Genomic DNA, 25,436 nt, shown 5'->3' with positions numbered 1-25,436 from the left:
GCTAAGGAACTGTAATGTCTACTGAGATAAAAGCACCCGTTTTCCCGGAGTCGGTCGCAGAGGGTACCGTCGCGACCTGGCACAAACAGCCGGGCGAAGCCTGTTCACGTGATGATCTGATTGTCGATATTGAAACCGACAAGGTCGTTCTCGAGGTTGTTGCTCCGGCCGACGGCGTAATAGAAGAAGTCCTTAAAGGCGAAGGCGACACCGTAGAAAGCGGTGAAGTTATCGGCAAATTCAAGGCAGGCGCCGTGGGCGACTCTGGCTCTGCCGACAGCAAAGGCGGTGACGAAAGCAAGGCCAAGGCCGATGCTGACAAGGACGAAGCCAAAACTGAACAAAGCCAGAGTTCTGACGACGCTATTCTTAGCCCGGCAGCACGTAAGCTGGCCGAGGAGAACAATGTTGACCCCGGTTCCGTAAAAGGCACTGGAAAAGACGGTCGCGTTACTAAAGAAGATGTTCAGAATCATGTAGATAACGCCAAGTCTTCAGGTGGAGCCTCAAAAGCTGCTGCGCCCGAAGCCAATGTTTCTACGGGTGAGCGTATTGAGAAACGCGTACCCATGACTCGTCTTCGTGCCAGTATTGCCAAGCGTTTGGTAAATGCTCAGCAAACCGCTGCTATGCTGACGACCTTTAATGAGGTCGATATGGGCCCCATTATGGAACTGCGCAAGCAGTACCAGGACAGCTTCGTGAAGCGTCACGAAATCAAGCTGGGCTTTATGTCGTTCTTCGCCAAGGCAGCAACTGAAGCGCTGAAGCGGTTCCCGGCTGTGAACGCGTCTATCGATGGTAACGATATGGTTTACCACGGATACCAGGATATCGGTGTTGCGGTCTCGACTGATCGTGGATTGGTGGTTCCGGTACTTCGTGATGTCGACGCACTGGGTCTGGCAGACATTGAGAAGAAGATTGTTGAGTATGGTACCAAGGCAAAAGGTGGCAAGCTTGCAATCGAAGATATGACTGGTGGCACCTTTACCATCACCAATGGCGGTATTTTTGGATCGCTTATCTCTACTCCGATCCTTAACCCGCCACAGACTGCTATTCTGGGTATGCATAAAATCCAGGAGCGCCCGATGGCGGTCAATGGCAAGGTTGAAATCCGTCCGATGATGTACCTTGCGCTGTCCTATGACCACCGCATGGTCGATGGCAAGGAGGCGGTGCAGTTCCTTGTGGCCATCAAGGAAATGCTCGAGGACCCGGCGCGTATTCTGCTGGACGTCTGAGCTGACATTTAACGAATCAGAAAACAGGATTAACTATGTCTGATAAGTACGACGTAATTGTCATTGGTGCAGGCCCTGGTGGCTATGTTGCCGCTATAAAAGCTGCTCAGCTTGGTCTTAAAACCGCATGTGTCGAGTCGTGGACCTCCGAGGATGGCAAAAGTCAGGTACTTGGCGGTACCTGCCTGAACGTAGGCTGCATTCCTTCGAAAGCCCTGCTGGAAATTTCTCATAAGTTTGAGGAAGCCAGCCACGACTATGAAATGCAGGGCATCATCGCCAAAGATGTCAAAATGGACATCGCCAAGATGATGGAGCGTAAGAGTGGCATCGTTAAACAGTTGACCGGCGGTATCGCAGGCCTGTTTAAAGCCAACGGCGTTACTTCCATACATGGCCACGGCAAGCTGCTGGCAAATCGTCAGGTTGAAGTCACCGATAAAGACGGTAAGACAAAGACCTATGAAGCCGAGAATGTCATTATTGCCACCGGCTCCAAGCCCATTGATATACCGCCTGCTCCGATGACGGAAGGCTATATTGTGGACTCTGAGGGCGCGCTGGAATTTGATGAAGTTCCCAAGCGTCTTGGCATCATCGGCGCTGGCGTTATCGGGCTTGAGTTGGGCAGTGTCTGGGCGCGGTTGGGTTCTGAAGTAACTGTACTGGAAGCTCAGGATACCTTCCTGCCTGCCGTTGATCAGCAGGTTGCCAAGGACGCTCTGAAACAGTTTCGCAAGCAAGGCCTGGACATCGTCATGGGTGGCCGCGTAACCGGCGCCGAAGTGAAGCGCAAGCTGGTCTATGTGAACTACGAAGACAGCAAGGGCAAACAGGAACTTAAAGTCGACAAGTTGATTGTTGCTGTTGGTCGCCGGCCATTTACAGACAATCTGCTTTCAGCAGATTCCGGCGTCAGCATGGATGAGCGTGGTTTCATCTTTGTTGATGAAAACTGTAAAACCGAGGCTCCGGGTGTCTGGGCCGTAGGCGACGTTGTGCGTGGTCCTATGCTGGCGCATAAAGCTTCCGAAGAGGGCGTTATGGTAGCAGAGCGTATTGCCGGCCATAAACCTCAGGTTAACTACGACTGCATTCCAAATGTAATCTACACATCGCCGGAAGTGGCCTGGGTAGGTAAAACGGAAGAGCAGCTCAAGAGTGAAGGTGAAGCCTATAACGTTGGTACATTCCCGTTTGCGGCCAACGGTCGTGCGATGGCGGCAAACTCCGCCTCTGGCATGGTGAAGATCATTGCCGACGAGAAGACCGACCGGATTCTGGGCTTCCACGTTGTGGGCCCTCAGGCATCAGAAATTGTTGCTCAGGGTGTTATTGCCATGGAATTTGGCTCCAGTGCAGAAGATCTGGCTCTGACCTGTTTTGCGCACCCGACTCTGTCGGAGTCTGTGCACGAGGCAGCGCTGGCAGTTAGCGGTGGCGCGATTCATATTGCGAACCGTCGTAAAAAGAAGTAACGCAAACCAGGAAACAGGGGCGCCCGTGATGGCGCCCCTTTACCATAAAAAGAGCCGATTTCCTGTTGCGATCATGGCGAGCTGAGTTGAAAACCTGCTCGCCGAAAGGAATTCGCAGTAAAGACTCTCCTGACGGGGAGTCGCGGGTTCAATTTCCGTACGTGGTTATCCTCCATCAAAGAGCGGGACACTAACTATGAATTTGCACGAATATCAGGGCAAACAGCTTTTCGCTGAATATGGCTTGCCAGTATCGCAGGGCATTGCCTGCGATACCCCGGACGAAGCAGTAGCAGCTGCAGAAAAAATTGGCGGCAACAGCTGGGTTGTAAAGGCTCAGGTTCACGCGGGCGGCCGCGGTAAAGCTGGCGGTGTAAAGCTGGTCAAGAACACTGATGACATCCGAGCGTTCGCAGAGCAGTGGTTGGGCAAACAGCTGGTGACTTTCCAGACTGACGAGAACGGCCAGCCAGTCAGCAAAATTCTGGTTGAATCCCTGACTGATATCGACCAAGAGCTGTATCTGGGCGCTGTTGTCGATCGTGGTACTCGTCGTATCGTATTCATGGCATCCACCGAAGGTGGTGTTGAGATCGAGACCGTTGCGGAAGAAACTCCGGAAAAAATCCTGAAAGCCGAGATCGATCCGCTGGTTGGCGCACAGCCATACCAGGGTCGCGAGCTGGCATTCAAACTGGGTCTTGAGGGCAAGCAAATCGGGCAGTTCACCAAGATCTTTCTGGGTCTGGCGAAACTGTTTGAAGACTACGATCTGGCGTTGATGGAAATCAACCCGCTGGTTATCACTCCGGCTGGTGATTTGCACTGCCTGGATGCCAAGATTGGCGTCGACGGCAACGCTCTGTACCGCCAGAAGAAGCTTCAGGAAATGCGCGATCCTTCACAGGAAGATGCTCGCGAAGCTGAAGCTGCAGCCTGGGAACTGAACTACGTTGCCCTCGAAGGCAACATCGGCTGCATGGTTAACGGTGCTGGCCTGGCCATGGGTACCATGGATATCATCAAGCTTTCTGGCGGCCGTCCGGCTAACTTCCTGGACGTTGGCGGCGGTGCGACCAAAGAGCGCGTATCCGAAGCGTTCAAAATCATCCTGTCTGACGATGCAGTGCAAGCCGTACTGGTTAACATCTTTGGCGGTATTGTTCGCTGCGATATGATTGCCGAAGGCATCATTGGTGCCGTTAAAGAAGTTGGCGTTAAAGTGCCCGTAGTTGTTCGCCTTGAAGGTAACAACGCTGAATTGGGTTCCAAGGTACTGGCTGATAGTGGCCTGAACATCATCGCCGCCAGCAGCCTGGCCGATGCTGCAGAGCAAGTCGTTAAAGCCGCAGGGGGTAAATAATGAGCATCCTGATTAATAAAGACACCAAGGTAATCTGCCAGGGCTTTACCGGCGCACAGGGTACATTCCACTCTGAGCAGGCTATTGAGTACGGTACCAAGATGGTTGGTGGCGTAAGCCCGGGTAAAGGTGGCACCGAGCATTTGGGTCTGCCGGTGTTCAACACCGTGCGCGACGCTGTAGAGAAGACCGGTGCTCAGGCAACTGTGATCTACGTTCCGGCTCCGTTCTGTAAAGACGCCATCATTGAAGCGGCGGATGCAGGCATTGAGCTGATTGTGTGCATCACCGAAGGCATCCCGACAATCGATATGCTGTACGCCAAAGAATACGTTGACCGTAAAGGCGTTCGCATGATCGGGCCTAACTGCCCAGGTGTTATCACACCGGGAGAGTGCAAGATCGGCATCATGCCAGGGCACATTCACAAGCCAGGTAAGGTCGGTATCGTTTCCCGTTCAGGTACCCTGACGTACGAAGCGGTCAAGCAGACCACAGACTTCGGCTACGGCCAGTCTACCTGTGTGGGCATTGGTGGTGACCCTATTCCGGGTTCAAACTTCATCGATATTCTCAAGCTGCTGCAAGAAGATCCGCAGACTGAAGCTATCGTGATGATTGGTGAAATCGGCGGTACCGCTGAAGAAGAAGCGGCTGCTTTCATCAAGGAAAACGTCACCAAGCCAGTGGTTTCCTACATTGCCGGTGTTACAGCACCTCCAGGCAAGCGTATGGGCCACGCCGGTGCCATCATTTCCGGTGGTAAAGGTACTGCAGACGAAAAATTCGCGGCTCTGAACGACGCTGGTGTCAAAACCGTGCGCAGTCTGGCCGAGATTGGTAAGGCTCTGAAGGAAGTGACTGGCTGGTAAAGCTGGTTTCTTTCACTAAAACCCCCGTTTCTGTTCTGCAGAGCGGGGGTTTTTTATTTATAATGCCGGGTCGTCTGATCTACTATGGGCCGAGTCCCATTCAATTGAAGGAGTTTGTGCTTTGAGTTCTGTAGATTCCCAGCAAAGGGTTTTGTCCGGTATGCGTCCGACCGGCAAGCTTCATCTTGGTCATTACCACGGTGTGCTGAAAAACTGGGTGAAACTCCAGCACGAATTTGAGTGCTTCTTCTTTATTGCCGACTGGCACGCCCTGACGACGCAGTACGATGACCCTTCTGGCATCGAGCAAAGCGTCTGGGACATGGTGATCGACTGGCTCGCAGCTGGCGTTAATCCCGGGTCTTCCACCATGTTCATTCAGTCACAGGTGCCTGAACATGCGGAGCTGCATCTTTTACTCTCCATGATCACGCCGCTTGGCTGGTTGGAGCGTATCCCTACATACAAGGATCAGCAGGAAAAGCTGCGGGAAAAAGACCTAGCGACCTATGGGTTCCTCGGTTATCCACTGCTGCAAACTGCCGACATACTGATGTATCGCGCGGGTAAAGTACCAGTTGGCGCAGATCAGGTGTCTCATGTTGAAATTACCCGTGAGATCGCCCGTCGGTTCAACCATATTTATGGGCGTGAGCCAGGATTTGAAGAGCAGGCGGAATCAGCCATCACCAAGATGGGCAAGAAAAACGCCAAGCTTTATCGTAACCTCAAGAAGCGCTACCAGGAAGAAGGTGATCTTGAAGCTCTGGACACTGCTCGTGCATTGCTTATGGAGCAGCAGAACATTTCCATCGGTGATCGTGAACGCCTTTATGGCTTCATTGAGGGTGGCGGCAAGGTCATACTTCCGGAGCCGCAGCCATTGCTGACGCCTGAATCCAAAATGCCGGGACTGGACGGGCAGAAGATGTCCAAGTCCTACAACAACTACATTGGCCTGAGGGAAGAGCCGGATAGCGTGGCCCAGAAACTGCGGACCATGCAGACTGACCCGCAGCGGGTGCGGCGCACAGACCCGGGTGAGCCGGAGAAGTGTCCGGTTTGGGGGCTGCATAAAGTCTACTCAGATGAGGCAACAAAAGAGTGGGTTCAGACGGGTTGCCGCAGTGCCGGTATCGGGTGTCTGGACTGTAAAAAACCTTTGATTGATTCAATTATCGAAGAGCAACGTCCTTTGCGGGAGCGAGCATTGGAATACGAAGGGAACCCGGATCTGGTGCATTCGATTCTTCAAGAGGGGCGTGAACACGCCCGTGATGCGGCTCGTGATACGCTTGATGAAGTCCGTGCCGCAATGGGCCTGAGCTATCGTTGATCCCGTGAAGCCAGAGCCAGAGCAGGCCCCATTAGCAAAGGTATCCGGGAAGGCGTTGGTCGATCTTCCCAAAGACCTTTACATACCGCCGGACGCGCTTGCGGTATTTCTGGAAGCCTTTGAGGGCCCGCTCGATCTATTGCTTTACCTCATCCGTCGCCAGAATATGGATATTCTGGACATAGACGTGAGTGAAATTACCCGGCAGTACATGGACTACATCGGAGCCGTTGAAGCCATGCGTTTCGAATTGGCTGCCGAGTATCTGGTGATGGCAGCCACGCTTGCAGAAATAAAGTCCCGCATGCTGCTGCCGAAGCACGAATCTGATGAAGACGAAGAGCTGGACCCCAGGGCTGAATTGATTCGCCGGCTGCAACAGTATGAACGTTTCAAAAAGGCCGCTGAGGATATCGAATCGTTACCGCGGATGGAGCGGGACAGTTTTTCTGTGTCGGCAGCCTTGCCGCAATTGCCGTCTACCCAGCCGCATCCTGATGTCGACTTTCGGGAGATGATCCTTGCGCTTCGAGGAGTGTTGGAGCGAGCGGATCTTTTTACCAGCCATCACGTGGAAAAGGAAAAGCTTTCCACGCGCGAGCGCATGTCGGCCATTCTGTCTCTGTTGCAGGATGATCAGTTTGTTACTTTCGAGAGCCTCTTTACCGTGGAGGAAGGAAGGCTTGGGGTAGTGGTTACGTTTCTGGCCATGCTGGAACTGGTGAAAGAACAGCTGGTTGAAGTCGTGCAGACAGACGTGCTGGGTTCCATTCACATGCGTGCCCGGGCTGCCCGTTAGGCCCTATTGTATCGGCAAACGGCGTACCGAAGAACGGATAGCGATCATGAATGAAGAGCATCTTTCCAGAATTCAGGCGATTGTCGAGGCCGCACTGCTGGCGGCGGGCAAGCCTCTCTCTGTAGACCAGTTGCGAGAACTGTTCACCGAGGATGAACGTCCGGCCCGGCAGGTTATGGATCATGTGATGATGCTCCTTGGTAACGCTTGCGAGGGCCGGGGGATTGAACTTCGTAAAGTGGCCAGCGGCTACCGGCTTCAGGTGCGTGAGGAATATGCTCCCTGGGTCAGCCGGTTGTTTGAGGAAAAACCGCAACGGTATTCCCGAGCGCTACTGGAAACTCTTGCCCTTATTGCTTACCGCCAACCAATAACTCGCGGCGAAATTGAAGACATCCGGGGTGTTACGGTAAGCAGCAATATCATTCGTACGTTACTTGAGCGAGAGTGGGTTCGCGTTGTAGGACACAGAGACGTTCCTGGTCGGCCTGCGATGTACGCAACAACCCGACAGTTTCTGGACTATTTCAACCTTTCAGGCCTGGATCAGATGCCACCTCTATCCGAGATCCGGGACCTGGAAGAAATTGGCAGAGAGATTGAAAAAAGCATTCAGGCCGAGATTGAGTTTGATTCAACTTCGGCGGAGCCCGCAGAGGATAATTCCCCGGGTGAGACACTTCACTGACACCATTCGGGTGTCAGTCAGCGATTAAGGATTATGTTCATGGCGTCAGAACGCCCCGGAAGAAAAGCAAAACCGGCCGCAGACACGGCTACTAACGAAGGCCCGGAGCGGATCCAGAAACTTCTTGCCCGCGCAGGTATTGGCTCGCGCCGGGAAATTGAAGGCTGGATGGAAACCGGGCGCCTGACCGTCAATGGTGAGGCAGCTGTGCCGGGCCAGAAGGCGACCGTGAATGATCGCTTCGAGCTGGATGAGAAAAGACTTGAGGTTGCGGGTGCGGCGACGACTGTGCGCCGGGTGCTTATCTACAATAAGCCCGAAGGTGAGGTGACTACTCGTAAGGATCCCGAGGGGCGCCCAACGGTATTTGACCGTTTGCCCAGGCTCAAGGATAACCGGTGGATATCGATAGGCCGGCTGGACATCAATACCACCGGGCTCGTGTTGTTTACCACCGACGGTGAACTGGCAAATCGCCTTATGCACCCCTCGAGCCAGATTGACCGGGAGTATGCAGTCAGGATTTTTGGCGAGGTTGATGATGCCATGATCCAGCGCCTGATGGCGGGGGTTCTTCTTGAAGATGGCATGGCCAAATTCAGTGATATAAGCCAGGCTGGCGGCAGTGGAATCAACCGCTGGTTTCACGTGACCCTTCTGGAAGGCCGAAACCGGGAGGTCAGGCGTTTGTGGGAGTCTCAGGGCGTGCGTGTAAGTCGCTTGAAGCGTGTGCGATATGGACCGATTTTTCTCCCCAGCAGGCTGACACTTGGCAAATGGGAAGAATTGGATCAGAAAACAGTGGACACCCTGAGCAAAGTGGTCGGGCTTGATTCGATAGATATACCGCAGAAAACGCCGGATGAGCAGGCCGCTCATGACCGGTTGAGAAGAAAGAGCCCTGGCAGTGGCAGCAAGAAAAGCGGAGGCCGGCGCTGGGATGTGAGTGATACCAAACCTGCTCGCAAAGGTGGCTCAGATAAACCCCGTGGCGGAGCAAGCAAGCCTAAAACAGGCCCTGCCAGACCTCGCAAGGCCCAGACAGGGAGTCCTGGTAAGTCGGGCAGATAGGTTAAAATTTGTTTCGGGTCGCGTTATTCAGCCAATGGTGGCAAACACCCTTGTGCAGTTCCGGCCCTGTTCTTTGGCTCTGTAAAGGGCCTCGTCGGCGCGGGCTATCCATTGGTCCGCGCTTTCCCCCGGCATATAGCGAGTAACACCGCAGCTGATTGTCACAGACAGCTCGGTGCCACCACAGTCTACCCGAAGATCCGCAATGGCATTGCGCACACGATCTGCTACATCCCGCGCCTCGAGTTCGCCTGTGTGTGGTAGCAGAATGGCGAACTCTTCACCGCCAAACCGATATACGCTGTCTGAGTTTCTGATTGCCGCTTCCAGAGTGCTGGCGGCCAATCGCAGCATGTGGTCACCTACCACATGCCCCTGCTGGTCGTTTACTGATTTGAAATGATCCAGATCGCAGAGAATCAGGGAATACTCCCCCGCATGGCGGTCGGCAAGCGAGCATGCACGTTGCAGCTGTTCGTCGAGGGCGCGTTTGTTCGGAATTGAAGTCAGCGCATCGGTCAATGCTGCTTGTTCTATCGTAATAAATTGGCAGGCATTGCGGAGCGAACAGACGGCTGCACTGATGATCATTTCAATGCCTTGGAGCTCGTCGTCTGAAAACTTTTGCCGACGATTTACTGAGAGCGTTCCGTAGCACACTCCTTCGAGATTCAAGCGATACTCACAGCGGTGAGGGCCGCCAATCCCGGTTGCGTATACAAAATCACGATGCCCGATCTGGTGGCGATAGGTAAGGGAATCGAAGGGGATGATGTTTCCCAGTTCTTCCGCCAGAATGCCGAGCTGAGTTTCCAGGGACAGTGTCGTGGCAAGGCGTCGTGTAAGCCTGCTGAAAGGGTCGGAAGTGTTCGACCAGCTCCGGTAGGCCTGTTGTAGCGCTGCCAGATCCTTTGGCTGAGAGGTGGCGCTCTGTATCGACGATATGTTTTTCACTGGATCTCACTCTCTGGCAAAATTGGTGATGCTCTTAAGGGAGGATTGAGCATGCTTCGTGCCGTAAATCGAAGTTTTTTTTAAAAACATATAGATATATGGAAATTATGAAGTGTTCTGTGGCACCAGCGTGCCAAGGTGAATCTGAGTGTCAAAAATACGGCAAGCTCGTTCCGTTGGATGCGCTTCCTGCCGGAAAATGCGCTTTTACTAGGGGATGGGGATGGGGAAACCCTGTGCTAAACTCTGCGACCAACATCCTCGCCGTTTGCAGAAGTGAGCTACATTCCCTATGACGTTTCAGGCCCCGGAAAGTCTTTCTGAACAGATCGCCCAGCATTTGGGGCAGCGGATCGTGACGCGGGATCTGACACCCGGAAGTCGCATCCAGGAGCTAAAGGTTGCTGGCGACCTCAACGTCAGTCGTGGTTCGGTGCGTGAGGCCTTGCTCATTCTGGAACGCAGACATTTGATTGAAATTTTCCCACGTCGGGGCGCGGTTGTTTCAAGCCTGACCGTGGCGAGCGTTAACAGCCTCTATGATATCTATATCGACTTGCTGTGCATGCTAGGGCGTAAGGTTATTGAGCGCTGGACTGGCGATGAACTGGTTGGCGTCATGGGGCGAGTCCGGGAAGTCGAGGCGGTCATTCAGGCTGTGAACTCAACAGGCCCGGATGCTGCAGAAAAAATTATTGATGCCGGTTTCGGTGTAATGCGCCACGCCTATGGATTGGTCGATAATCCGTTTCTTGAAGAAACCCTGGAAAACTTCCGGCCTGCGATAAGTCGCACTTATTTTGTTGCCCTGGAGAATTTCCGGGAAAGTATTGGGCAGACGGCTGAATTTTTCAGACGCCTCGGCGAGGCAGCAGCAAGTGGGGATTCTGAACGCTTACAAGCTGCAATTACGGCCTTTGGCGAGCATCAGCGCCAACAGGTATTGAGCATTCTCAGGGAGGAGGAGAGCGCGTGACATGCGCCTGAAGTCTATAAAACTTGCCGGGTTCAAGTCGTTTGTAGACCCGACCACTGTGCCGTTCCCCACGAATCTGACGGCGGTGGTAGGCCCCAATGGCTGTGGCAAATCCAACATTATCGATGCCGTTCGCTGGGTGATGGGTGAAAGTTCTGCCAAGTACTTGCGTGGCGAATCCATGACCGACGTTATATTCAATGGATCCAGTGCCCGCAAACCAGTGGGGCAGGCTTCCATAGAGCTGGTCTTTGATAATAGCGACGGCTCTGCTCCCGGAGAATTTGTCCGGTTTAACGAAATTTCAGTGCGTCGCCGTGTTTCCCGTGAAGGCCAATCGGAATATTTCCTAAACGGCGCTAAGTGCCGTCGCAGGGATATTACGGATTTGTTTCTGGGCACCGGTCTTGGCCCTCGAAGTTACGCCATTATCGAACAGGGGATGATTTCAAGGCTGATTGAGGCCAAGCCAGAGGAGTTGCGAACCTATATTGAAGAAGCCGCCGGTATATCAAAATATAAAGAGCGTCGCCGGGAAACAGAAAACCGGATGCGTCGCACCCAGGAAAACCTTGAGCGCCTGACCGATCTTCGTGAAGAGCTCGGGCGCCAGCTGCAGCACCTTGAACGGCAGGCTGCGGCCGCAGAAAAGTACAAAGCCTATAAACACGACGAACGCCAGAAAAAAGCCGAGCTTACTGTTTTGCGGTGGCAGTCACTGGATAACGACCTGCAAAATTGGCGCGGGAAAATCCGTGACACCGAGCTGGAGCTTGAGAAGCAGCTGGCGGAGCGTATCAGCCTGGAGACGTCCCTCGAATCTCTTCGGGATGGCCACCACGAACGCACAGAGCACTTTAACCGTGCCCAGGCCCGTTATTATGAGGCTGGAGCGGATATCGCCCGAATTGAACAAAGCCTTGAGCATCAGCGAGAGCGCAGCCGGCAAACGGCCGCAGAACTGGACCAGGCCATGGCGAACCAGCGCGAGCTCGGCCGCGAACTGAGCCTGGACGAGGAAAAACTGGAAGGAATTTGCGAAGAACTCGCAATGATTGAGCCCGAGCAAGAGGCTCTGGCCATCCGTTCGGAAGACTCCGGTGAAAAGCTTCAACAGGCGGAAGACGCCATGAGCGAGTGGCAGCATCGGTGGGAAGAGTTCAGCTCACGGTCCGCAGACGCCCGCCGGGAGGCGGAGCTTGCCCAGTCTCGCATCCGCTCACTTGAACAGGCTATCGAACAGTTGCTGGCTCGTCAGCACAAGCTTCAGGAAGAACAGGCCCAGCTGGACGGACAGATTGATCGGGCGGAACTTGAGTCGTTCCAGGAGCAGCAAGAGGTGTTGGAACTGCAGCGAGAGGAAGCCGCAGAACACATTGAAGCCACCCACGACGAACTTCAGGATGCACGCCATAACCAGCGGGATACCGAACAGAGGCTGTCGGAAATCCGTCAGCGGGTTCAGAGCCTGCAGGCCAGTATGGAATCCCAACAGGCTTTGCTCGACGAACAGATGGGTGGTCAGGATGACCGGTTGCAAGCCTGGCTGGGGGAACATGGCCTGGGTGATCTACCCCGGGTCGCAGGAAAGCTCCGCATAGATGATGGCTGGGAATTTGCGCTGGAACAGGTGATCGGGCGCTTCAGCCAGGGGCTGTTGTTGCCGGATATTGATCAACTGAATGAAGCTCTGCACAGCGCACCAAAGGGGCTGGCCGTTATCCAGCCTGGCTCTGGTGACAGTACTTCCGCTCAGGGTCTGGCCTCAAAGGTTGACGGGATGGATTCGGTAACTGCCATGCTGGCGGGTATCGGTACGTCGGAGACTCTTGATGACGCTTTGGCGCAGAGAGCCGGATTGGCAGAAGGTCACAGCCTTATCACCCGAGAGGGTGTATGGGTTGCCCGCGATTGGGTCTTAATGCCGGATTCTGACGCCGGCCAGATAGGTGTTATCGAACGACAGAAAAAAGTGGATGACTTGACTCAGCAGTTGTCCCAGGCCGAAGAATCTCTGGAAGAAGTGCAGGGGCGCTATGAGGCCTTGCAGGAGCGCACAGAAAAGGCAGAGGCAGCGAGAGATGATGCTCAGGCCCGGCTGAGCGAAAGTGATCGGGAGCTTGGCCAGGTTGTCTCCCGAATCAGCGGGCTCCGTGCTCGCGCCGAACAGATTGATGCGCGCCTGACACGCATTCACGAGGATGTCGCTGACGTCGCACTGAATCTGGAAGAGCAGCAGGAGAGTCTTGGCATCGCTCGCGAAGAGTGGCAGCAGGCGCTGATGTTGAGCGAGGATGGCGAGGATGAAAAAGAGCGTCTACTCGAACAACGTGACATGTTACGGGAAAAACTCGATGGCCTGCGCCAGGAAGCCCGGAATGACCGGGACCACGCTCATCAGCTGCAACTGCAACTACAATCCCTTAGCAGTCAGCGCGACGGACTAAAGCAGACGATAGACCGCATGCAGTTGCAGAAAGAACGGCTGGAAGAGCGCCTTGAGATGCTTAGAGAATCCCGGGAAAGTGCCGAAGAGCCCATGGAAGATCTCCAGATGCAGCTTGAGGGGCTGCTGGATCGTCGGCTCGCGGAAGAAGAAAAACTTGGCGTCGCCCGCGATGCGCTCGAAGAGATTGATCGTCAGGTGCGGGAGAAGGAACAGGGCAGAAGCGGCACAGATCACCGGATTCAGGAAGTCCGCTCAAAGCTCGAGAAGCTGAAGATGGAATCCCAGGCGCTTGAGATACGCTCCGGTAATTATATTGAGCAGCTTGAAGAGTTGCAGGTGAAGTTGCAGGACATACTGCCACAGTTGCCAGAGGATGCGAATCAGGACGAGTGGGCAGCGGAGCTTGAGAAAATTGGTAACCGCATCCAGCGTCTTGGCGCCATTAACCTTGCTGCGATTGATGAGTATCAGGTCCAGAGTGAGCGCAAAACCTATCTCGACAGCCAGCACGAAGACCTTATCGAAGCCTTGGAGATTCTTGACACAGCGATTCGCAAGATTGACCGGGAAACCCGTCAGCGCTTCAAGGAAACCTTCGACCAGATAAACGGGGGCCTTCAGGCCTTGTTCCCGAAAGTATTTGGCGGCGGTAATGCCTATCTCGAATTGACTGGCGAGGACCTTCTGGAAACTGGTGTCACGATCATGGCAAGGCCGCCAGGTAAAAAGAACAGCACTATCCATCTGTTGTCCGGGGGCGAAAAAGCGTTAACCGCTATCGCGCTGGTATTCTCCATTTTTCAGCTCAACCCGGCGCCCTTCTGTATGCTGGATGAGGTTGACGCGCCTCTTGATGATGCCAACGTTGGTCGTTACGCCAATCTGGTCAAGGAAATGTCAAAACAGGTACAATTTATCTACATAACCCATAACAAGATCGCTATGGAAATGGCAGATCAGCTTATGGGCGTTACCATGCATGAGCCAGGGTGCTCGCGTCTCGTTTCGGTGGATGTGGATGAGGCGGCCGCCCTGGCGGAAGCCTGAGAACGAACTGACCAGAAATTCGTCAAGAATGACAATAAAGCCATGTGATGCGGCTTTGCGTTGTATTCATTACGGGCTTTTTTTAGAGTAATAGACGGAGCGTCTTATTTGCTCCCGTACCCGATCTGCAAACAGGACAGCAGCACTATGTCACTTAGGGAATGGTTAATTGCCATCGGTACCCTGGTTATCATCGGCATTGTTATAGATGGTTTAAGGCGCATGCGCCGTGCCCGCAAGGAATCTATTGCGATTTCTTCCGGGATGGGCGCTGACGATCTCAAAGAGTCTCCGCTGGATGAGGATCATAATCCTGAGCTTCCAAACGGAGGGGCCAGGGCTATTTCAAAGGATACCCTGGAAGAACGCGGCTATGTGCGGCGTGAAAGACCCTCGCGGTTCCGCACCCCGCAACAGAAACCGACACGGCCTGTTCGCGAAGCGCTGCAGGAAAAAGACGAGTTACCTGATGAGCAACTCCGCAGCGATGGTGAAGAGGCTGGTTTTTCTTCCATTGAGCAAGAAGAGTTAACAGTTGATACAGGTTGGGGTGCAGAAGATGATGACTTGTCTGTACCAGAAACATCTGCAGCGGCGTCAATTGACGTAGAAGAAGATACCGCCCGCCGCGAGCCAAAGAAAGCCGATCCCAAGCAGCCACCGGCCGGCGCAAACCGCCCGGAAGCCCGCGAGGTTATTGTTATTAATGTGCTTGCCCGCCAGGGAGAGGAGTTTAGTGGCAGCGCGTTGCAGAAACTGTTTGAAGCCTGCGGTCTGGCCCATGGCGATATGGAGATCTATCACCGCCACGAGGCAGAGGATACCACCAGCCCTGTACAGTTCAGTGTTGCGAACGCGGTTCAGCCAGGCACATTCAAGCCTGACGATGTGGCCGCAATGACGACACCGGGTATCAGCTTTTTCATGAGTATGCCGGGGCCGACCAAGGCCTTACAGGCCTTCGATTTCATGCTTGAAACCGCCCAGTGCGTCGTTCGTAACCTGGGTGGAGAGCTCAAGGATGAACGTCGTAGCGTGATGACAGCCCAGACCATCGAGCACTGCCGCCAGCGTATCCGTGAGTTCGAACGCAAGCAGCGGTCGCCACTCCACTGAGCCGGCCTGGGTCAGAACTGAAATAACAATGCCCGGAGCCATCCGGGCATTTTTTTGACAGCCAAGAGCACGAATTTATGAGTAAGCCTTCACCGGACACTATCAAGCGGGTAGAGGAACTGCGGTCAGCCCTTGATGAGCATAATTACCGGTATTACGTGCTGGACGATCCGGGTATTCCGGATGCGGAGTACGACCGCCTGTTTCGGGAATTGCAAAAACTCGAGAATGAATACCCCGAGCTGGCGTCGGACGATTCGCCTACCCGTCGTGTAGGTAGCAGTGCCGAGACCAGCTTTGATGAGGTTATCCATCGTCTGCCCATGTTGTCTCTGGATAATGCATTCAGCGAAGACGAGCTTCGTGATTTTGACCGCAGGGTAAGGGAACGCCTCAACAGCGATGAAGACGTTGAGTACGTGTGCGAGCCAAAGCTGGACGGTCTTGCTGTCAGCCTGCATTACGAGCAGGGCTCGCTTACCCGTGCAGCGACCCGTGGCGACGGCTATGCCGGAGAGGACATTACAGCAAACATTCGTACCATTCCCTCGGTGCCACTGCGTTTGAGAGGCTCGGATGTTCCCGACCTTGTGGAAGTCCGGGGTGAGGTTTACATGCCTCGGGCCGGCTTTGAGGCTTTAAATAGCCGGCTGACGGGGCAGGGTGAGAAAACCTTCGTAAACCCCAGGAACGCAGCAGCCGGCAGCCTGCGCCAGAAGAAGTCTACCGTCACGGCGCGGCGCCCCTTGGAAATGTGCGCCTACAGTGTTGCAGTGACAGACGAAAATCTGTTGCCTGATACACAGTGGGAGAGCCTCCAACAAGTTCAGCGCTGGGGCTTCCGTATCAATCCGGAAATGCGAAGAGCCCAGGGCGCCGACGAATGTCTCGCGGCCTATGAGGAGCTGATGCAGAAGCGCGATACGCTGTCATACGAAATTGACGGCATCGTATTCAAGGTCAACCGACTGGACTATCAGGAGAAGCTTGGGTTTGTCTCCCGCGCGCCGCGCTGGGCTATTGCCCAGAAATTTCCGGCCCAGGAAGAACTGACGGTTGTCGAGGATGTGGAGTTTCAGGTGGGACGTACGGGTGCCGTTACGCCAGTAGCGCGCCTGAAGCCGGTCTTTGTGGGTGGGGTAACGGTCAGTAATGCTACCTTGCACAACATGGACGAGATCCGCCGGCTGGACGTTCATATCGGCGACACCGTGTTTGTTCGCAGGGCCGGTGACGTTATTCCCAAAGTTGTGAAGGTGGTTGTAGAAAAGCGCCCGGAAAATGCTGAATCGGTAGAGCTTCCCAAGCACTGCCCCGTGTGCGGCTCTGATGTTATACAGATTGAAGGTGAAGCGATCGCGCGTTGTTCAGGTGGGCTGTATTGCCCGGCCCAGAGAAAAGAAGCGATTCGGCATTACGCGTCCAGAAAGGCGCTGGATATTGAAGGGCTTGGCGATAAGTGGATCGATATTCTTGTAGACCAGGGCATGGTGAAAACCGTTGCGGATATCTACCACCTGACCACGAAGGATTTAACCCGCCTGGAGCGCATGGGGGAAAAATCTGCCTCTAACCTGGTAGAGGCCATTGATCGGGCCCGGGAGCCAGTACTCTGGCGCTTTCTATACGCACTGGGTATCCGGGAAGTGGGGGAGGCCACAGCCAAGTCCCTGGCCTCCCATTTCGGTTCTCTGGAGGCTGTAGCAGAAGCGGATGAAGAAGCGCTTGTTGCCGTACCCGATGTAGGACCGATAGTCGCCGGACATATCTGCAGCTTTTTCGACCAGCCCCATAACCGGGAAACGCTGGATGCGCTGCGTGAGGCCGGCGTAAAGTGGCAGGAGGAGGAAGTTACTGCTGGTGCCAGACCGCTTCAGGGCCAGACCTGGGTGCTTACAGGAACCTTGTCGGAACTGACCCGCGATGTGGCCCGGGAAAAGCTGGAGTCACTGGGCGCCAAGGTGGCTGGCAGCGTTTCGAAAAAGACAGCCTGTGTTGTGGCGGGTGAGGCGGCTGGTTCCAAACTGACAAAAGCTGAACAGCTTGGCGTGCAGGTTCTGGATGAGCCGGCTTTGCTGGAAATGCTGAAGGAGCACGGTTTGTTTTGAACACTGGCGTCGAAGTTTGCGGGGAACAACCCCTCAGGCTTTGGCTGGTCGGCGAATCTGAGAACTCGCGCAGATACCCCATTTCCCAAACTGGCTAACATGGCGTTGTTCTGTAACGGTGTGTAAATCACTGGTTTGTACCAGTGTGCATGCACTGCCATAACAACAATATTCCGAAACGGATTTTCCCATGCGCGCCGAGTCGTATCCCCGCCCTGCCATCCTTGCAAACATGGCAATTATACTGCTGCTTGTCTCTGCCGCCTCAGGCTGTAAAACCGAGAAGGATCCGGATCAGCCAACGATTCTGGGCATCCCTCCGGCGGCAGCCTATCTTGGGGTGGAGTATTACTACAATTTTGGCGCCTACGGCGGCGAGGACATACTCGATTATACGCTGACGAATGCGCCGTCCTGGCTAGCGCTTGAAGATACGAGCAACAAAGCTCGGCAAGGAATCATCATGCGCGGTGTGCCGGGCCTCAGTGGGGGCGCCCGAGGCGATGCAGACCTTGGTAAGTTGGAAAATATTAACCTTGTAAGCACCGACGGCGAGATGGCGGGCACTCAGCCATTCAATATTGAAGTCAAATACAACGCACTTGCGCTGGAATCAGAGACGTTCATTGAAGGCGCATCACCGACTATTCCGGATACTCGCCGGGAGCATTGTGATTTACCTGATCTGGAAACTCCCGGTGAACACAGTTTTACGATCAACACCTATGATACAAACGGTGCTGTTTCAGGCACCCGCGACCTAACGCTGCCAACCAGGCCTGTTTTTGTAAAAGTACTGCTGGAGCAGCCGTCGGTAACACGGGTAGCGGTCGCCTTCGAACTGACATCGGGTTACGACGCATCCAGCTGTGATCCGGGGGTGACCGCTCCTGATCAACGGTGTGATCACAGCAAAGCCAACGCCGGTGATGCCATTCCGGGGCAGGATATCGTGGCAATGGGCAGCGGTAGTGATTTACTCCTCGAAGAGCTTTCCTACCTGACCTACGAAACCGACACCACCGGAGTATATGCCGGTGGTGTCGTGACATTCGAGCCAGGAATCACCGAGTGCTACATTCGCCTGGAAGTTGTGGACGACAGTTTTCCCGAGCCTTCAGAGGCCTTGCAGCTGAACCTCACGGAAGTGCGCTCCGGCCTTGCAGGATTGGGAGAGACCAATGGAGGTGTCGGCACCACATTGGTGATTGATGACAATGAGCCTGGAGTGAGCCTTGAAACCATCGCAGGTGGATCGCGGGATACGTTGAATGTTGGTGGCTCCCGAACATACGCAGCGCGCCTGACCGGGGAGCGGGAGGGAGCGGTCCGGGCAAAGCTTGGTCATTCGGACGATTCCACCGCTCGATTAGGTACCGAGTTCAGCACCAGTCTGCCGGGAGATGAGCTTGTATTTCCGGATGGGGTGGATGAGGTCACATTCACTATCCGTGTTGCTGACCCCGGAACTTATAACAACTCTGGTCTGGATGATCGTTTTATCCTGTTAGTCTTGAACGAGAACTTTCAGCTCGGTCGCGAAAACTATGCCCGTGCAGCGGAAGACGAAATGCTACGAATCAGTATTAACGAGCTGGTGTCGCCACTTGTTGTTGGATCTGGAGGCGGTTTTGTCGCAACGGACGTAGCTACGGGACATAGCGGGCGAATATTTGTGGCTGGATACGACAGTGCAGATAACGACAGGGTTCTGGTGCGTATATTCAGCCAGAAGGGTGGCTTGCTTCAAGTTCTTGACGTGTCAGGGGCCGGAGACCAGTTGACTGAACCAGAGCCAATGATCAGCGTAGCCAAACGAGAGGTGACAAAGAACAACATAAAGACCGATCGCTTTGAACTTTTGGTGGCTTACAGCACAGATAAAGCCGTGTCCGGTACCACAGAGCAGGGCGGTACGGATATTGTAAGCTCATTGTATTGGTACGACGAAGCAAGCAACGGTGGTGAGTATATTGAAGCCTGGACGACACGTACGGGTACAGCTGGAGACGATCTGGTTCGCTGGGCGGGTATAAATGTCACAAATGGTTTTGTTGTGATTGCTGGTGAGACCGATGGTGTATGGCCCGGGCAAATGGCAAACGGAGGCTTCGACAGTTTTCTGCAGCGCATAGATTCGCTTGCTGATGGAAGCGGCCTGGTTCCAGCGCTGGCCTGGACACGCCAGGTCGGATCTTCTGCAGATGACCGGGTAGCTGGCGCAAGTGTGGCAGGTATCGGAGCGTCACTGTTCGGCTCTGCCAGGGGCGCTGTTGGCGGTGAGCCATCATTGGGTGGAGAGGATGCTTATTTTTACAACACGACATCCGCAGACACTGGCCTAAGGGTATATCAGAGAGGTACTGACGCGGATGAGAGGATTTCAAGTGGTGTGGCAGATGGAAGCACCTTATGGTTGCTGGGTAATGGGAGCAATGAATACACGGCCGAGCAGGAAGAAGACAGCCTGAGCCTGACGAGTCTGCCAGGCTCCAGCGCAAGTGGTTTTGTGCTGGGTTACACCTCCACCGGTGATGTTATCCGCGCGTTTAATCTGAATGATGACGGAGATGTCTCGGACGAGCACTTCGCTGCGCTAACTGGCTTTGCCGGCGATCTGGTGGCGGCCGGTGTTACCGATGGAGACTATACTGGTACCGCTAACTCCGGTGGCAGTGCCGCGGGTATTATTTCGCGGTTGTCACTGGTATCGGAACCTGAACCGGATGCAGAGACGAGCGAGTTCCGTAATGAATGGCGTAGCCAGTTACTTGCTGGTGACTCGGAAATCATTCAACTCGCCAACTACCGGGACGACGAAATTGTGGCTCTGGCTCAGGTGGGTTCTTCCTGGTTGGTATTGTTATTCAGCCCTGAGGGACAGTTGCTGAATCCTTAGGAGCTAAACACTGCCTTGTTGTCCGCCGACACTGGCGTAAAGGCGAAGATAATCTGTGCTGGTGATAATGCCAATAGCCTCGCCCTGAGCGTCTACAACCAGAGCTGCATTAAGCTGGTGTGCCAGCATCAGCCTGGCAAGCTGGTGGGCATCGGTTTCCGGCGAGGCGGTCAGGAATGCGGGTAACTCAATATGGGTCAGGCTTTGGTTAATCGTATTGGTTTGATTTTCGTATAGCCAGGCCAGTAACCACTGCTGCGTTACGAGCCCGGCAACGTTTGTGTCAGCGGTAACGACAAGATGATTGGCACCTTGTACGTCCATCATTGTCATAGCCTCGCTCACGGTTGCCGAGGCGGATATGGAGTAAAGCGATGGCGAGCAAATAGAGGAGACTGGCAGATAAGGCCGTTGATCTTTGCGTTCGCCCGCGGCGGCCGCGCCATACTCTTCCAGAGCACGATGGCGGCCCGACTGAGCTGCAAGCTGAAACTCGGAGTCTGTTGCTTCACCGCGCTGTGGATTGATGGGTTGGCTCTCCGTGAGCTCGCTGACATCACCCACGCGTCGCCCCCGGAATATTTCCGGCAATCTTGTTCCTACGGGACGGCCTGGCTCGCTGACAAAAATGGACACCTGCATTACCCTCTGAAGACGACACCTGTCAGACAGTGTATCGGCGCGCTACTGCAGACCATTAGCAGTAATTAATTACGAAGACGCCACTTTTGTTCGATGCATACGCCCGGTAGCGACTCTTTTTGCAAGTTGCGCAGGAAGTGCCGATGGCTGGTCCGTTAATAGATCTGCAACGAACTCTGCGAGCAGAGGTGCATAGGTCAGGCCTTTGCTCCCTAATCCGGTCAGTAGGTAAAGGCCCTCCTGAACCTGACCACTGGCATCGAAAAACGGCCCGGCGACAGGTTGATAGTCATGGGTTGTACAACGGAAGCCGACGCGTCCAGCCAGTTGATCGGGCAGGTTGCCCGATGCGATCTCTGCTGACAGCATTTGCGGGACCATCGCCGAAAGGTCCCGGATATTCTCCCTGTGGCTGGCTGCAGTCGGGGCGGGTTCGTCGTTGTGCAGGTCGAATGTGGCACCAATGACGGCCAGTTGCTCGCTTTCTGTGCCTTGAGCCGGATTGAAATAACGGGCACCGCAGATAACAGCCTTTGGGTTGGTAATCAGGGAGGCGGGGATATGAGTGACCTGCCCGCGAATGGCTTTGAAGCGGAATGTTCCCTGGCCTGGTATCAACTTCGGGCTTAAGTGCCCGGCGCAGATAACAACCTGGTCTGCCCGGATATCTTCAGAGTCAGTCGCAGATAGGAGCCACTTGCCCTCAGAAGCCACCAGTTGTCTCACCGACAAACCAAAAACTTTTCGGATGCCCGGGTGGGAAGCGAGTGATTTGCAGAGCTTGCCAGGGGACAGCCATCCACTGGACGGAAACCATAAGCCACCGCTCTCCAGACTGCTGCCTGTAAGAGTTTCTGCTTCCTGCCTGGTTACCGCGCGCAGAACTTCTTCCGGATAGCGGTTTCGCTCGACAAACCGTCGCTGGCGATCTTTTTCATTGTCATTCCAGGCCAGTTGTAGCAGGCCAGTTGGGTGCCAGTATTGGTCGAGATAGGGAGCGTAGTAGCGTTGGCTAAACGTCAGTGAAGACAGAGCAAGCTGAGTCTGGTGGTTAAACTCGACACCGAGCTTTACGTACATTGCACCTTGAAGATTGCCGGATGCCGCTGAGCCTGCCTCGTCTGCGGCATCTACCAGTGTGACGCTATAGCCTCTTCGTGCGAGGTTGTTTGCAAGCAGGCAGCCCGCAATACCAGCGCCGATAACCGCGACCGAATTGGCAGGCGTCTCGGTGGTATCCCGTGTTACAGAGCTTTCCGGAACCTTAGGGTTATCCCCTAGCCAGACGTCAGCCTGAAAATCGAGCTGATCCCAGGCGGTATTTATATCGCCGAAGAAGAGTGTCAGGCGAATACGACCACCATCCAGGATAAGGCGGTGGGTACCCTGAATCAGAGGCGGGTAATTCGAAATCAGTTCTTTCGATAAACTTTGAAGTTCGGGCCAAGCCGTCAGCGCGCTCTCAAGATCTCTCCGGGAGAGTGGAGAAGGTTCAGCGGCGACAAAGTGAAGCGTCGCCGCATGAGAGGGGCCGTGTGCTTGCCAGGCTTGCCATGTGGTCAGAAACGTCAAGCCTGTACCGAAGCCTGCCTTGGCAACTACGAAGGAACCTGCCTCAGGAACTGCGGCAAACTGCTCGATCAGGTTGTAGCGTTCGATGAATTCGTCACCAGATTCCAGCCGCCCGTTACGGAGGTCAGAACAGATATCTTCGATTTGCTTCGATTCCGGCAGGCCATCGCGCCAGATCAATTCCGCCGCCTCTATGGCTGGCGGAATGGCAGGGGAAGTCATTCAGTTGTCCTGTTATGTTACTCCAGCAGAGTAACGCTCTCGATTACAACAGCATTTACCGGCACATCCGCCATGCCCTTGATACGGGCAGTCCGAACACCGGCGATGGTGTCAACCACACCCATGCCAGCCGTTACCTTCGCGAAAACGGCGTAGCCTGGTCCGCGAACACCTGCATTCAGAAAATCATTTTTTGCTACGTTGATGAAAAACTGAGACGTTGCTGAGTCGGGGGCATTGGTTCGTGCCATGGCAACTGTGCCGCGGAGATTTGGAAGCGTTGGCGATGCCTCATTTTTGATAGGTGCCCGGGTTTCCTTGCGTGCCATATTTTCAGTAAAGCCGCCGCCCTGAATCATAAAGCCAGGAATAACCCGGTGAAAAACGGTGCCGTCAAAATAGCCGTCCTGTACATATTGCAGGAAGTTCTCAACCGTTTTGGGAGCTACATCTGGCCGTAGCTGCAGCTCAATAGCGCCTTCACTGGTGAGGATCCGTACCTTCGGTAGCTCAGCTTCGGCATCTTTGCTTTCGGTCTGGGCTTGAGCTGGAAGCGATAAAAAAGATAAAGCGAGAATCGCAACTACGACGTGGATTACATTATTCAGGGGTTTTGCCAAATTTCTCATCGCTGGGCTCTCAGTCGGTTAGCGGTAAGTGGAATTCCTGCAATAATTACTTGAACTTGATTGTACCCCGATCTTAACAGATTTGATTCGTGGTTCGGGATGCATGCCGGCTACAGCAGTAACGGCTATGAGCCTGACGGAGCGGTGTTGAGGTGGGCTGTGGGTGAAAGCGGGGTATTGCTCTGGCTTTACCAGAGCACATCGGGAAGATCAGAACGGCCACCCATACGCGTTTATCAGGCGCTGGCAAGAACTGTGCGGCTTGATACGGTGGTTTGTTGGCCCTTGGCGCCGTATAGCTTCTGTTGGCCGGAGGCTCCCCTGAAGATGTCTGTAAGACGGGTGAGGCGCTTCTGCAGGTGGTTGATAATTCGCCCGTTGTTCTGGTTCAGCGTGTGGCATTCCCGAAGCTTTTCATCGGCTTTCTGCCAGAGGGTGTAAAGGTCATCAAGGCCAGCGCTGCGGATGAAGCGAGAGGGTTCGCCGCTATCCGGGCGAAATCCCATAGCTACCAGCGTGCGGATCTTCTGCTTAGCGCGTTCCCGGATTTCTCCGAGAAGTGCATTCTTCTCGCGGGTTAATGTCTCAAGTGCTTTGGCATCGGAGCCAGAAAGGCAGGATTTTTCCTTCTGCAGAACGTCCACCAGGGAATCAAGCTGGTGGATATCCAGTGAAAGAAGATTCTTCAGATCATCAATTGCAGCCATGATTTACTCACCCGAATATGCTTTTATCCATATCAAGCATTTTCTGGGCCAGTTTCTCAGCGTCAATTTTGTACGTGCCATCCGCCAGTGCGGCGCGAATTTCTTCAATCCGCTCGTCATCCATCTCGGGGTAATCTCCCAGCTTCTGTTCAAGCTGTTTCAGATTCCTGGCCTGACTACTCAAATTAACGTTTTCGCCACGCGCACCCTGAGCCTTGGCATTATTGGCCTGCTCCGGTGTGGTTTGCCCGGTATTCTGGCTGTTGGATGACTTGTCGGCCGTTGGTCTCTGGATGTTGACCTGGCCTTGGCCAATTCCATTTAAGTCAACTGACATATCGTTACCTGCTCTACAGTTTAGCCGCACACACGTGGGCTGACTCGGGTTTATATCTTCTTAACGGCACACTGCCGTCATACTTTAGGGCCAGATAGACACTTTTTGTTAACATTCTGTCACATTTCTAATGCACCTTTGCGGCACTGTTCTTCCTGCGATTTAGGCAGTTTTTTTCCGGCGGAAAAGATCTGCCAGGCAAAGATCGCAGAGAAAACTACATTGGGACTTCGACGTGCCCGGGTGCAGTGACGTTGCCCCTGATCGTTCGCGATGATGCAAGATTTTGCACCATAACCTGCTCACCAACGGATGCATTTGCCAGGGCTTTGCCCCGGGAGCGAACCGCAAAGGATCCGCTGCGGGCGGTGATAATAACATGGTCGCCCCGCGAAACGGCGTCTGGTGCTTCCAGAAGGTCCGGTGTCAGAACCGAGCCGCTATTGACAGGTCTGCGCACAACCATGCCCTGTACAAGGCTGGCGTCGGTTATGATTCCTCGCCGGCTGGCATTCACAACGACTGAATGGCTTTCAAGCATGTCTTGAGTTATACGCTCGCCGCGCCCGAACGGCCGGGCTGCTACCAGAGCGGGGCCATTTATCGTCACAGTGGTTGTTACAAACATGCGCCAGGGCCGTCCGCCACTGCAAGCCACTTGTACAGAGGGGTGCTCGCTTTTCCAGGGGTCACCGGTAAACTCCACCGCAAGTGGTGCTGTGCAGGGCGCGAGATTGATTCTGCTGTCAATGTTGCCCGTCTCAAAGGTGACCTGATAGCCCTCTCCAGCCTGGGTGCGAGCAAAGTCGTCAAGAAACGATTTGGCGGCCAGGCGAATTTCATCTGCAGTTGTTTGCGCCAGTGCAGAGTTGGTCAGGGCTGACATAATCAGGAGCGAGACTAAAAGCGTGGTGCGCATATGCT

General features: G+C 54.3%; 20 protein-coding genes. 13 read left to right on the top strand and 7 right to left on the bottom strand.

What is annotated here, in order from left to right:
- Positions 1 to 14: 14 nt before the first annotated feature.
- The 8 genes from odhB (at position 15) to rluB (ending at position 8,854) form a co-directional block, all read left to right on the top strand.
- The gene (gene odhB, locus Q4606_RS14985) at positions 15 to 1,247 is read left to right on the top strand and encodes a 2-oxoglutarate dehydrogenase complex dihydrolipoyllysine-residue succinyltransferase (protein ID WP_303595769.1); all 1,233 of its coding nucleotides are present in this window, start codon (positions 15 to 17) and stop codon (positions 1,245 to 1,247) included.
- 35 nt (positions 1,248 to 1,282) lie between these two features.
- Positions 1,283 to 2,725 (top strand): dihydrolipoyl dehydrogenase, encoded by a 1,443-nt coding sequence (gene lpdA / locus Q4606_RS14980; RefSeq protein WP_303595770.1) that lies wholly within the window; start codon positions 1,283 to 1,285, stop codon positions 2,723 to 2,725.
- Positions 2,726 to 2,921: 196 nt separating this feature from the next.
- A complete protein-coding gene (sucC, locus tag Q4606_RS14975; RefSeq protein ID WP_303595771.1) occupies positions 2,922 to 4,088 on the top strand; it encodes an ADP-forming succinate--CoA ligase subunit beta in 1,167 nt (388 codons plus the stop codon).
- Positions 4,088 to 4,960, top strand: a complete 873-nt coding sequence (gene sucD, locus Q4606_RS14970) for a succinate--CoA ligase subunit alpha (RefSeq protein ID WP_303595772.1) — start codon at positions 4,088 to 4,090, stop codon at positions 4,958 to 4,960. Before sucC ends, sucD begins: the two co-directional genes overlap by 1 nt.
- A gap of 121 nt (positions 4,961 to 5,081) precedes the next feature.
- Positions 5,082 to 6,296: a tryptophan--tRNA ligase gene (locus Q4606_RS14965; RefSeq protein WP_303595773.1), complete on the top strand. Its 1,215-nt coding sequence runs from the start codon at positions 5,082 to 5,084 to the stop codon at positions 6,294 to 6,296.
- Positions 6,297 to 6,300: 4 nt separating this feature from the next.
- Positions 6,301 to 7,095, top strand: coding sequence for a ScpA family protein (locus Q4606_RS14960; RefSeq protein WP_303595774.1), 795 nt, complete (start codon positions 6,301 to 6,303; stop codon positions 7,093 to 7,095).
- Between the two features lie 46 nt (positions 7,096 to 7,141).
- Complete coding sequence (gene scpB / locus Q4606_RS14955; RefSeq protein ID WP_303608034.1) at positions 7,142 to 7,783, top strand: SMC-Scp complex subunit ScpB; 642 nt, start codon at positions 7,142 to 7,144, stop codon at positions 7,781 to 7,783.
- 39 nt (positions 7,784 to 7,822) lie between these two features.
- Positions 7,823 to 8,854: a 23S rRNA pseudouridine(2605) synthase RluB gene (rluB, locus tag Q4606_RS14950; RefSeq protein WP_303595776.1), complete on the top strand. Its 1,032-nt coding sequence runs from the start codon at positions 7,823 to 7,825 to the stop codon at positions 8,852 to 8,854.
- Positions 8,855 to 8,881: 27 nt separating this feature from the next.
- On the opposite strand, the gene Q4606_RS14945 is transcribed toward rluB, so the two are convergent.
- Complete coding sequence (locus Q4606_RS14945) at positions 8,882 to 9,808, bottom strand: GGDEF domain-containing protein (RefSeq protein WP_303595777.1); 927 nt, start codon at positions 9,806 to 9,808, stop codon at positions 8,882 to 8,884.
- A gap of 292 nt (positions 9,809 to 10,100) precedes the next feature.
- Between Q4606_RS14945 and Q4606_RS14940 the strand changes: the two genes are divergently transcribed.
- The 5 genes from Q4606_RS14940 to Q4606_RS14920 all read left to right on the top strand — a co-directional run bounded on the left by Q4606_RS14940 (position 10,101) and on the right by Q4606_RS14920 (position 20,403).
- Entirely contained in the window at positions 10,101 to 10,784 is a 684-nt protein-coding gene (locus tag Q4606_RS14940) for a GntR family transcriptional regulator (protein WP_303595778.1), read from the top strand.
- A 1-nt stretch (position 10,785) separates the two neighbouring features.
- The gene (gene smc, locus Q4606_RS14935; protein WP_303608033.1) at positions 10,786 to 14,280 is read left to right on the top strand and encodes a chromosome segregation protein SMC; all 3,495 of its coding nucleotides are present in this window, start codon (positions 10,786 to 10,788) and stop codon (positions 14,278 to 14,280) included.
- 147 nt (positions 14,281 to 14,427) lie between these two features.
- On the top strand, positions 14,428 to 15,396 hold the full coding sequence (zipA, locus tag Q4606_RS14930) for a cell division protein ZipA (protein ID WP_303595780.1): 969 nt from the start codon (positions 14,428 to 14,430) through the stop codon (positions 15,394 to 15,396).
- Between the two features lie 77 nt (positions 15,397 to 15,473).
- Complete coding sequence (gene ligA, locus Q4606_RS14925) at positions 15,474 to 17,504, top strand: NAD-dependent DNA ligase LigA (protein WP_303608032.1); 2,031 nt, start codon at positions 15,474 to 15,476, stop codon at positions 17,502 to 17,504.
- Positions 17,505 to 17,694: 190 nt separating this feature from the next.
- Positions 17,695 to 20,403 (top strand): hypothetical protein, encoded by a 2,709-nt coding sequence (locus Q4606_RS14920; protein WP_303608031.1) that lies wholly within the window; start codon positions 17,695 to 17,697, stop codon positions 20,401 to 20,403.
- Between the two features lie 3 nt (positions 20,404 to 20,406).
- On the opposite strand, the gene Q4606_RS14915 is transcribed toward Q4606_RS14920, so the two are convergent.
- The 6 genes from Q4606_RS14915 to flgA all read right to left on the bottom strand — a co-directional run bounded on the left by Q4606_RS14915 (position 20,407) and on the right by flgA (position 25,431).
- Complete coding sequence (locus Q4606_RS14915; protein WP_303608030.1) at positions 20,407 to 21,039, bottom strand: CBS domain-containing protein; 633 nt, start codon at positions 21,037 to 21,039, stop codon at positions 20,407 to 20,409.
- A 75-nt stretch (positions 21,040 to 21,114) separates the two neighbouring features.
- Positions 21,115 to 22,839 carry an FAD-dependent 5-carboxymethylaminomethyl-2-thiouridine(34) oxidoreductase MnmC gene (mnmC, locus tag Q4606_RS14910; protein WP_303608029.1) on the bottom strand — a complete coding sequence of 575 codons (1,725 nt, stop codon included), beginning with the start codon at positions 22,837 to 22,839 and terminating at the stop codon, positions 21,115 to 21,117.
- 17 nt (positions 22,840 to 22,856) lie between these two features.
- Complete coding sequence (locus Q4606_RS14905; protein WP_303608028.1) at positions 22,857 to 23,468, bottom strand: peptidylprolyl isomerase; 612 nt, start codon at positions 23,466 to 23,468, stop codon at positions 22,857 to 22,859.
- A 236-nt stretch (positions 23,469 to 23,704) separates the two neighbouring features.
- Positions 23,705 to 24,175, bottom strand: coding sequence for a flagella synthesis protein FlgN (locus tag Q4606_RS14900; protein ID WP_303595785.1), 471 nt, complete (start codon positions 24,173 to 24,175; stop codon positions 23,705 to 23,707).
- 7 nt (positions 24,176 to 24,182) lie between these two features.
- Positions 24,183 to 24,512 (bottom strand): flagellar biosynthesis anti-sigma factor FlgM, encoded by a 330-nt coding sequence (gene flgM, locus Q4606_RS14895; protein ID WP_303595786.1) that lies wholly within the window; start codon positions 24,510 to 24,512, stop codon positions 24,183 to 24,185.
- Between the two features lie 217 nt (positions 24,513 to 24,729).
- Positions 24,730 to 25,431, bottom strand: coding sequence for a flagellar basal body P-ring formation chaperone FlgA (gene flgA / locus Q4606_RS14890; RefSeq protein ID WP_303608027.1), 702 nt, complete (start codon positions 25,429 to 25,431; stop codon positions 24,730 to 24,732).
- Positions 25,432 to 25,436: the final 5 nt, after the last annotated feature.

It is taken from the genome of Marinobacter sp. 1_MG-2023 (genome assembly GCF_030549045.1).
Classification (GTDB): domain Bacteria; phylum Pseudomonadota; class Gammaproteobacteria; order Pseudomonadales; family Oleiphilaceae; genus Marinobacter.
Note: the sequence above shows the minus strand (reverse complement) of the source record. Positions and strands in the feature narration are given on the sequence as shown.

Coding starts and splice junctions, on each gene's coding strand:
- odhB (WP_303595769.1), top strand. CDS start 15: ATGTCTACTGAGATAAAAGCACCCGTTTTCCCGGAGTCGGTCGCAGAG.
- lpdA (WP_303595770.1), top strand. CDS start 1,283: ATGTCTGATAAGTACGACGTAATTGTCATTGGTGCAGGCCCTGGTGGC.
- sucC (WP_303595771.1), top strand. CDS start 2,922: ATGAATTTGCACGAATATCAGGGCAAACAGCTTTTCGCTGAATATGGC.
- sucD (WP_303595772.1), top strand. CDS start 4,088: ATGAGCATCCTGATTAATAAAGACACCAAGGTAATCTGCCAGGGCTTT.
- scpB (WP_303608034.1), top strand. CDS start 7,142: ATGAATGAAGAGCATCTTTCCAGAATTCAGGCGATTGTCGAGGCCGCA.
- rluB (WP_303595776.1), top strand. CDS start 7,823: ATGGCGTCAGAACGCCCCGGAAGAAAAGCAAAACCGGCCGCAGACACG.
- Q4606_RS14940 (WP_303595778.1), top strand. CDS start 10,101: ATGACGTTTCAGGCCCCGGAAAGTCTTTCTGAACAGATCGCCCAGCAT.
- smc (WP_303608033.1), top strand. CDS start 10,786: ATGCGCCTGAAGTCTATAAAACTTGCCGGGTTCAAGTCGTTTGTAGAC.
- zipA (WP_303595780.1), top strand. CDS start 14,428: ATGTCACTTAGGGAATGGTTAATTGCCATCGGTACCCTGGTTATCATC.
- ligA (WP_303608032.1), top strand. CDS start 15,474: ATGAGTAAGCCTTCACCGGACACTATCAAGCGGGTAGAGGAACTGCGG.
- Q4606_RS14920 (WP_303608031.1), top strand. CDS start 17,695: ATGCGCGCCGAGTCGTATCCCCGCCCTGCCATCCTTGCAAACATGGCA.
- mnmC (WP_303608029.1), bottom strand. CDS start 22,839: ATGACTTCCCCTGCCATTCCGCCAGCCATAGAGGCGGCGGAATTGATC.
- Q4606_RS14905 (WP_303608028.1), bottom strand. CDS start 23,468: ATGAGAAATTTGGCAAAACCCCTGAATAATGTAATCCACGTCGTAGTT.
- Q4606_RS14900 (WP_303595785.1), bottom strand. CDS start 24,175: ATGGCTGCAATTGATGATCTGAAGAATCTTCTTTCACTGGATATCCAC.
- flgM (WP_303595786.1), bottom strand. CDS start 24,512: ATGTCAGTTGACTTAAATGGAATTGGCCAAGGCCAGGTCAACATCCAG.
- flgA (WP_303608027.1), bottom strand. CDS start 25,431: ATGCGCACCACGCTTTTAGTCTCGCTCCTGATTATGTCAGCCCTGACC.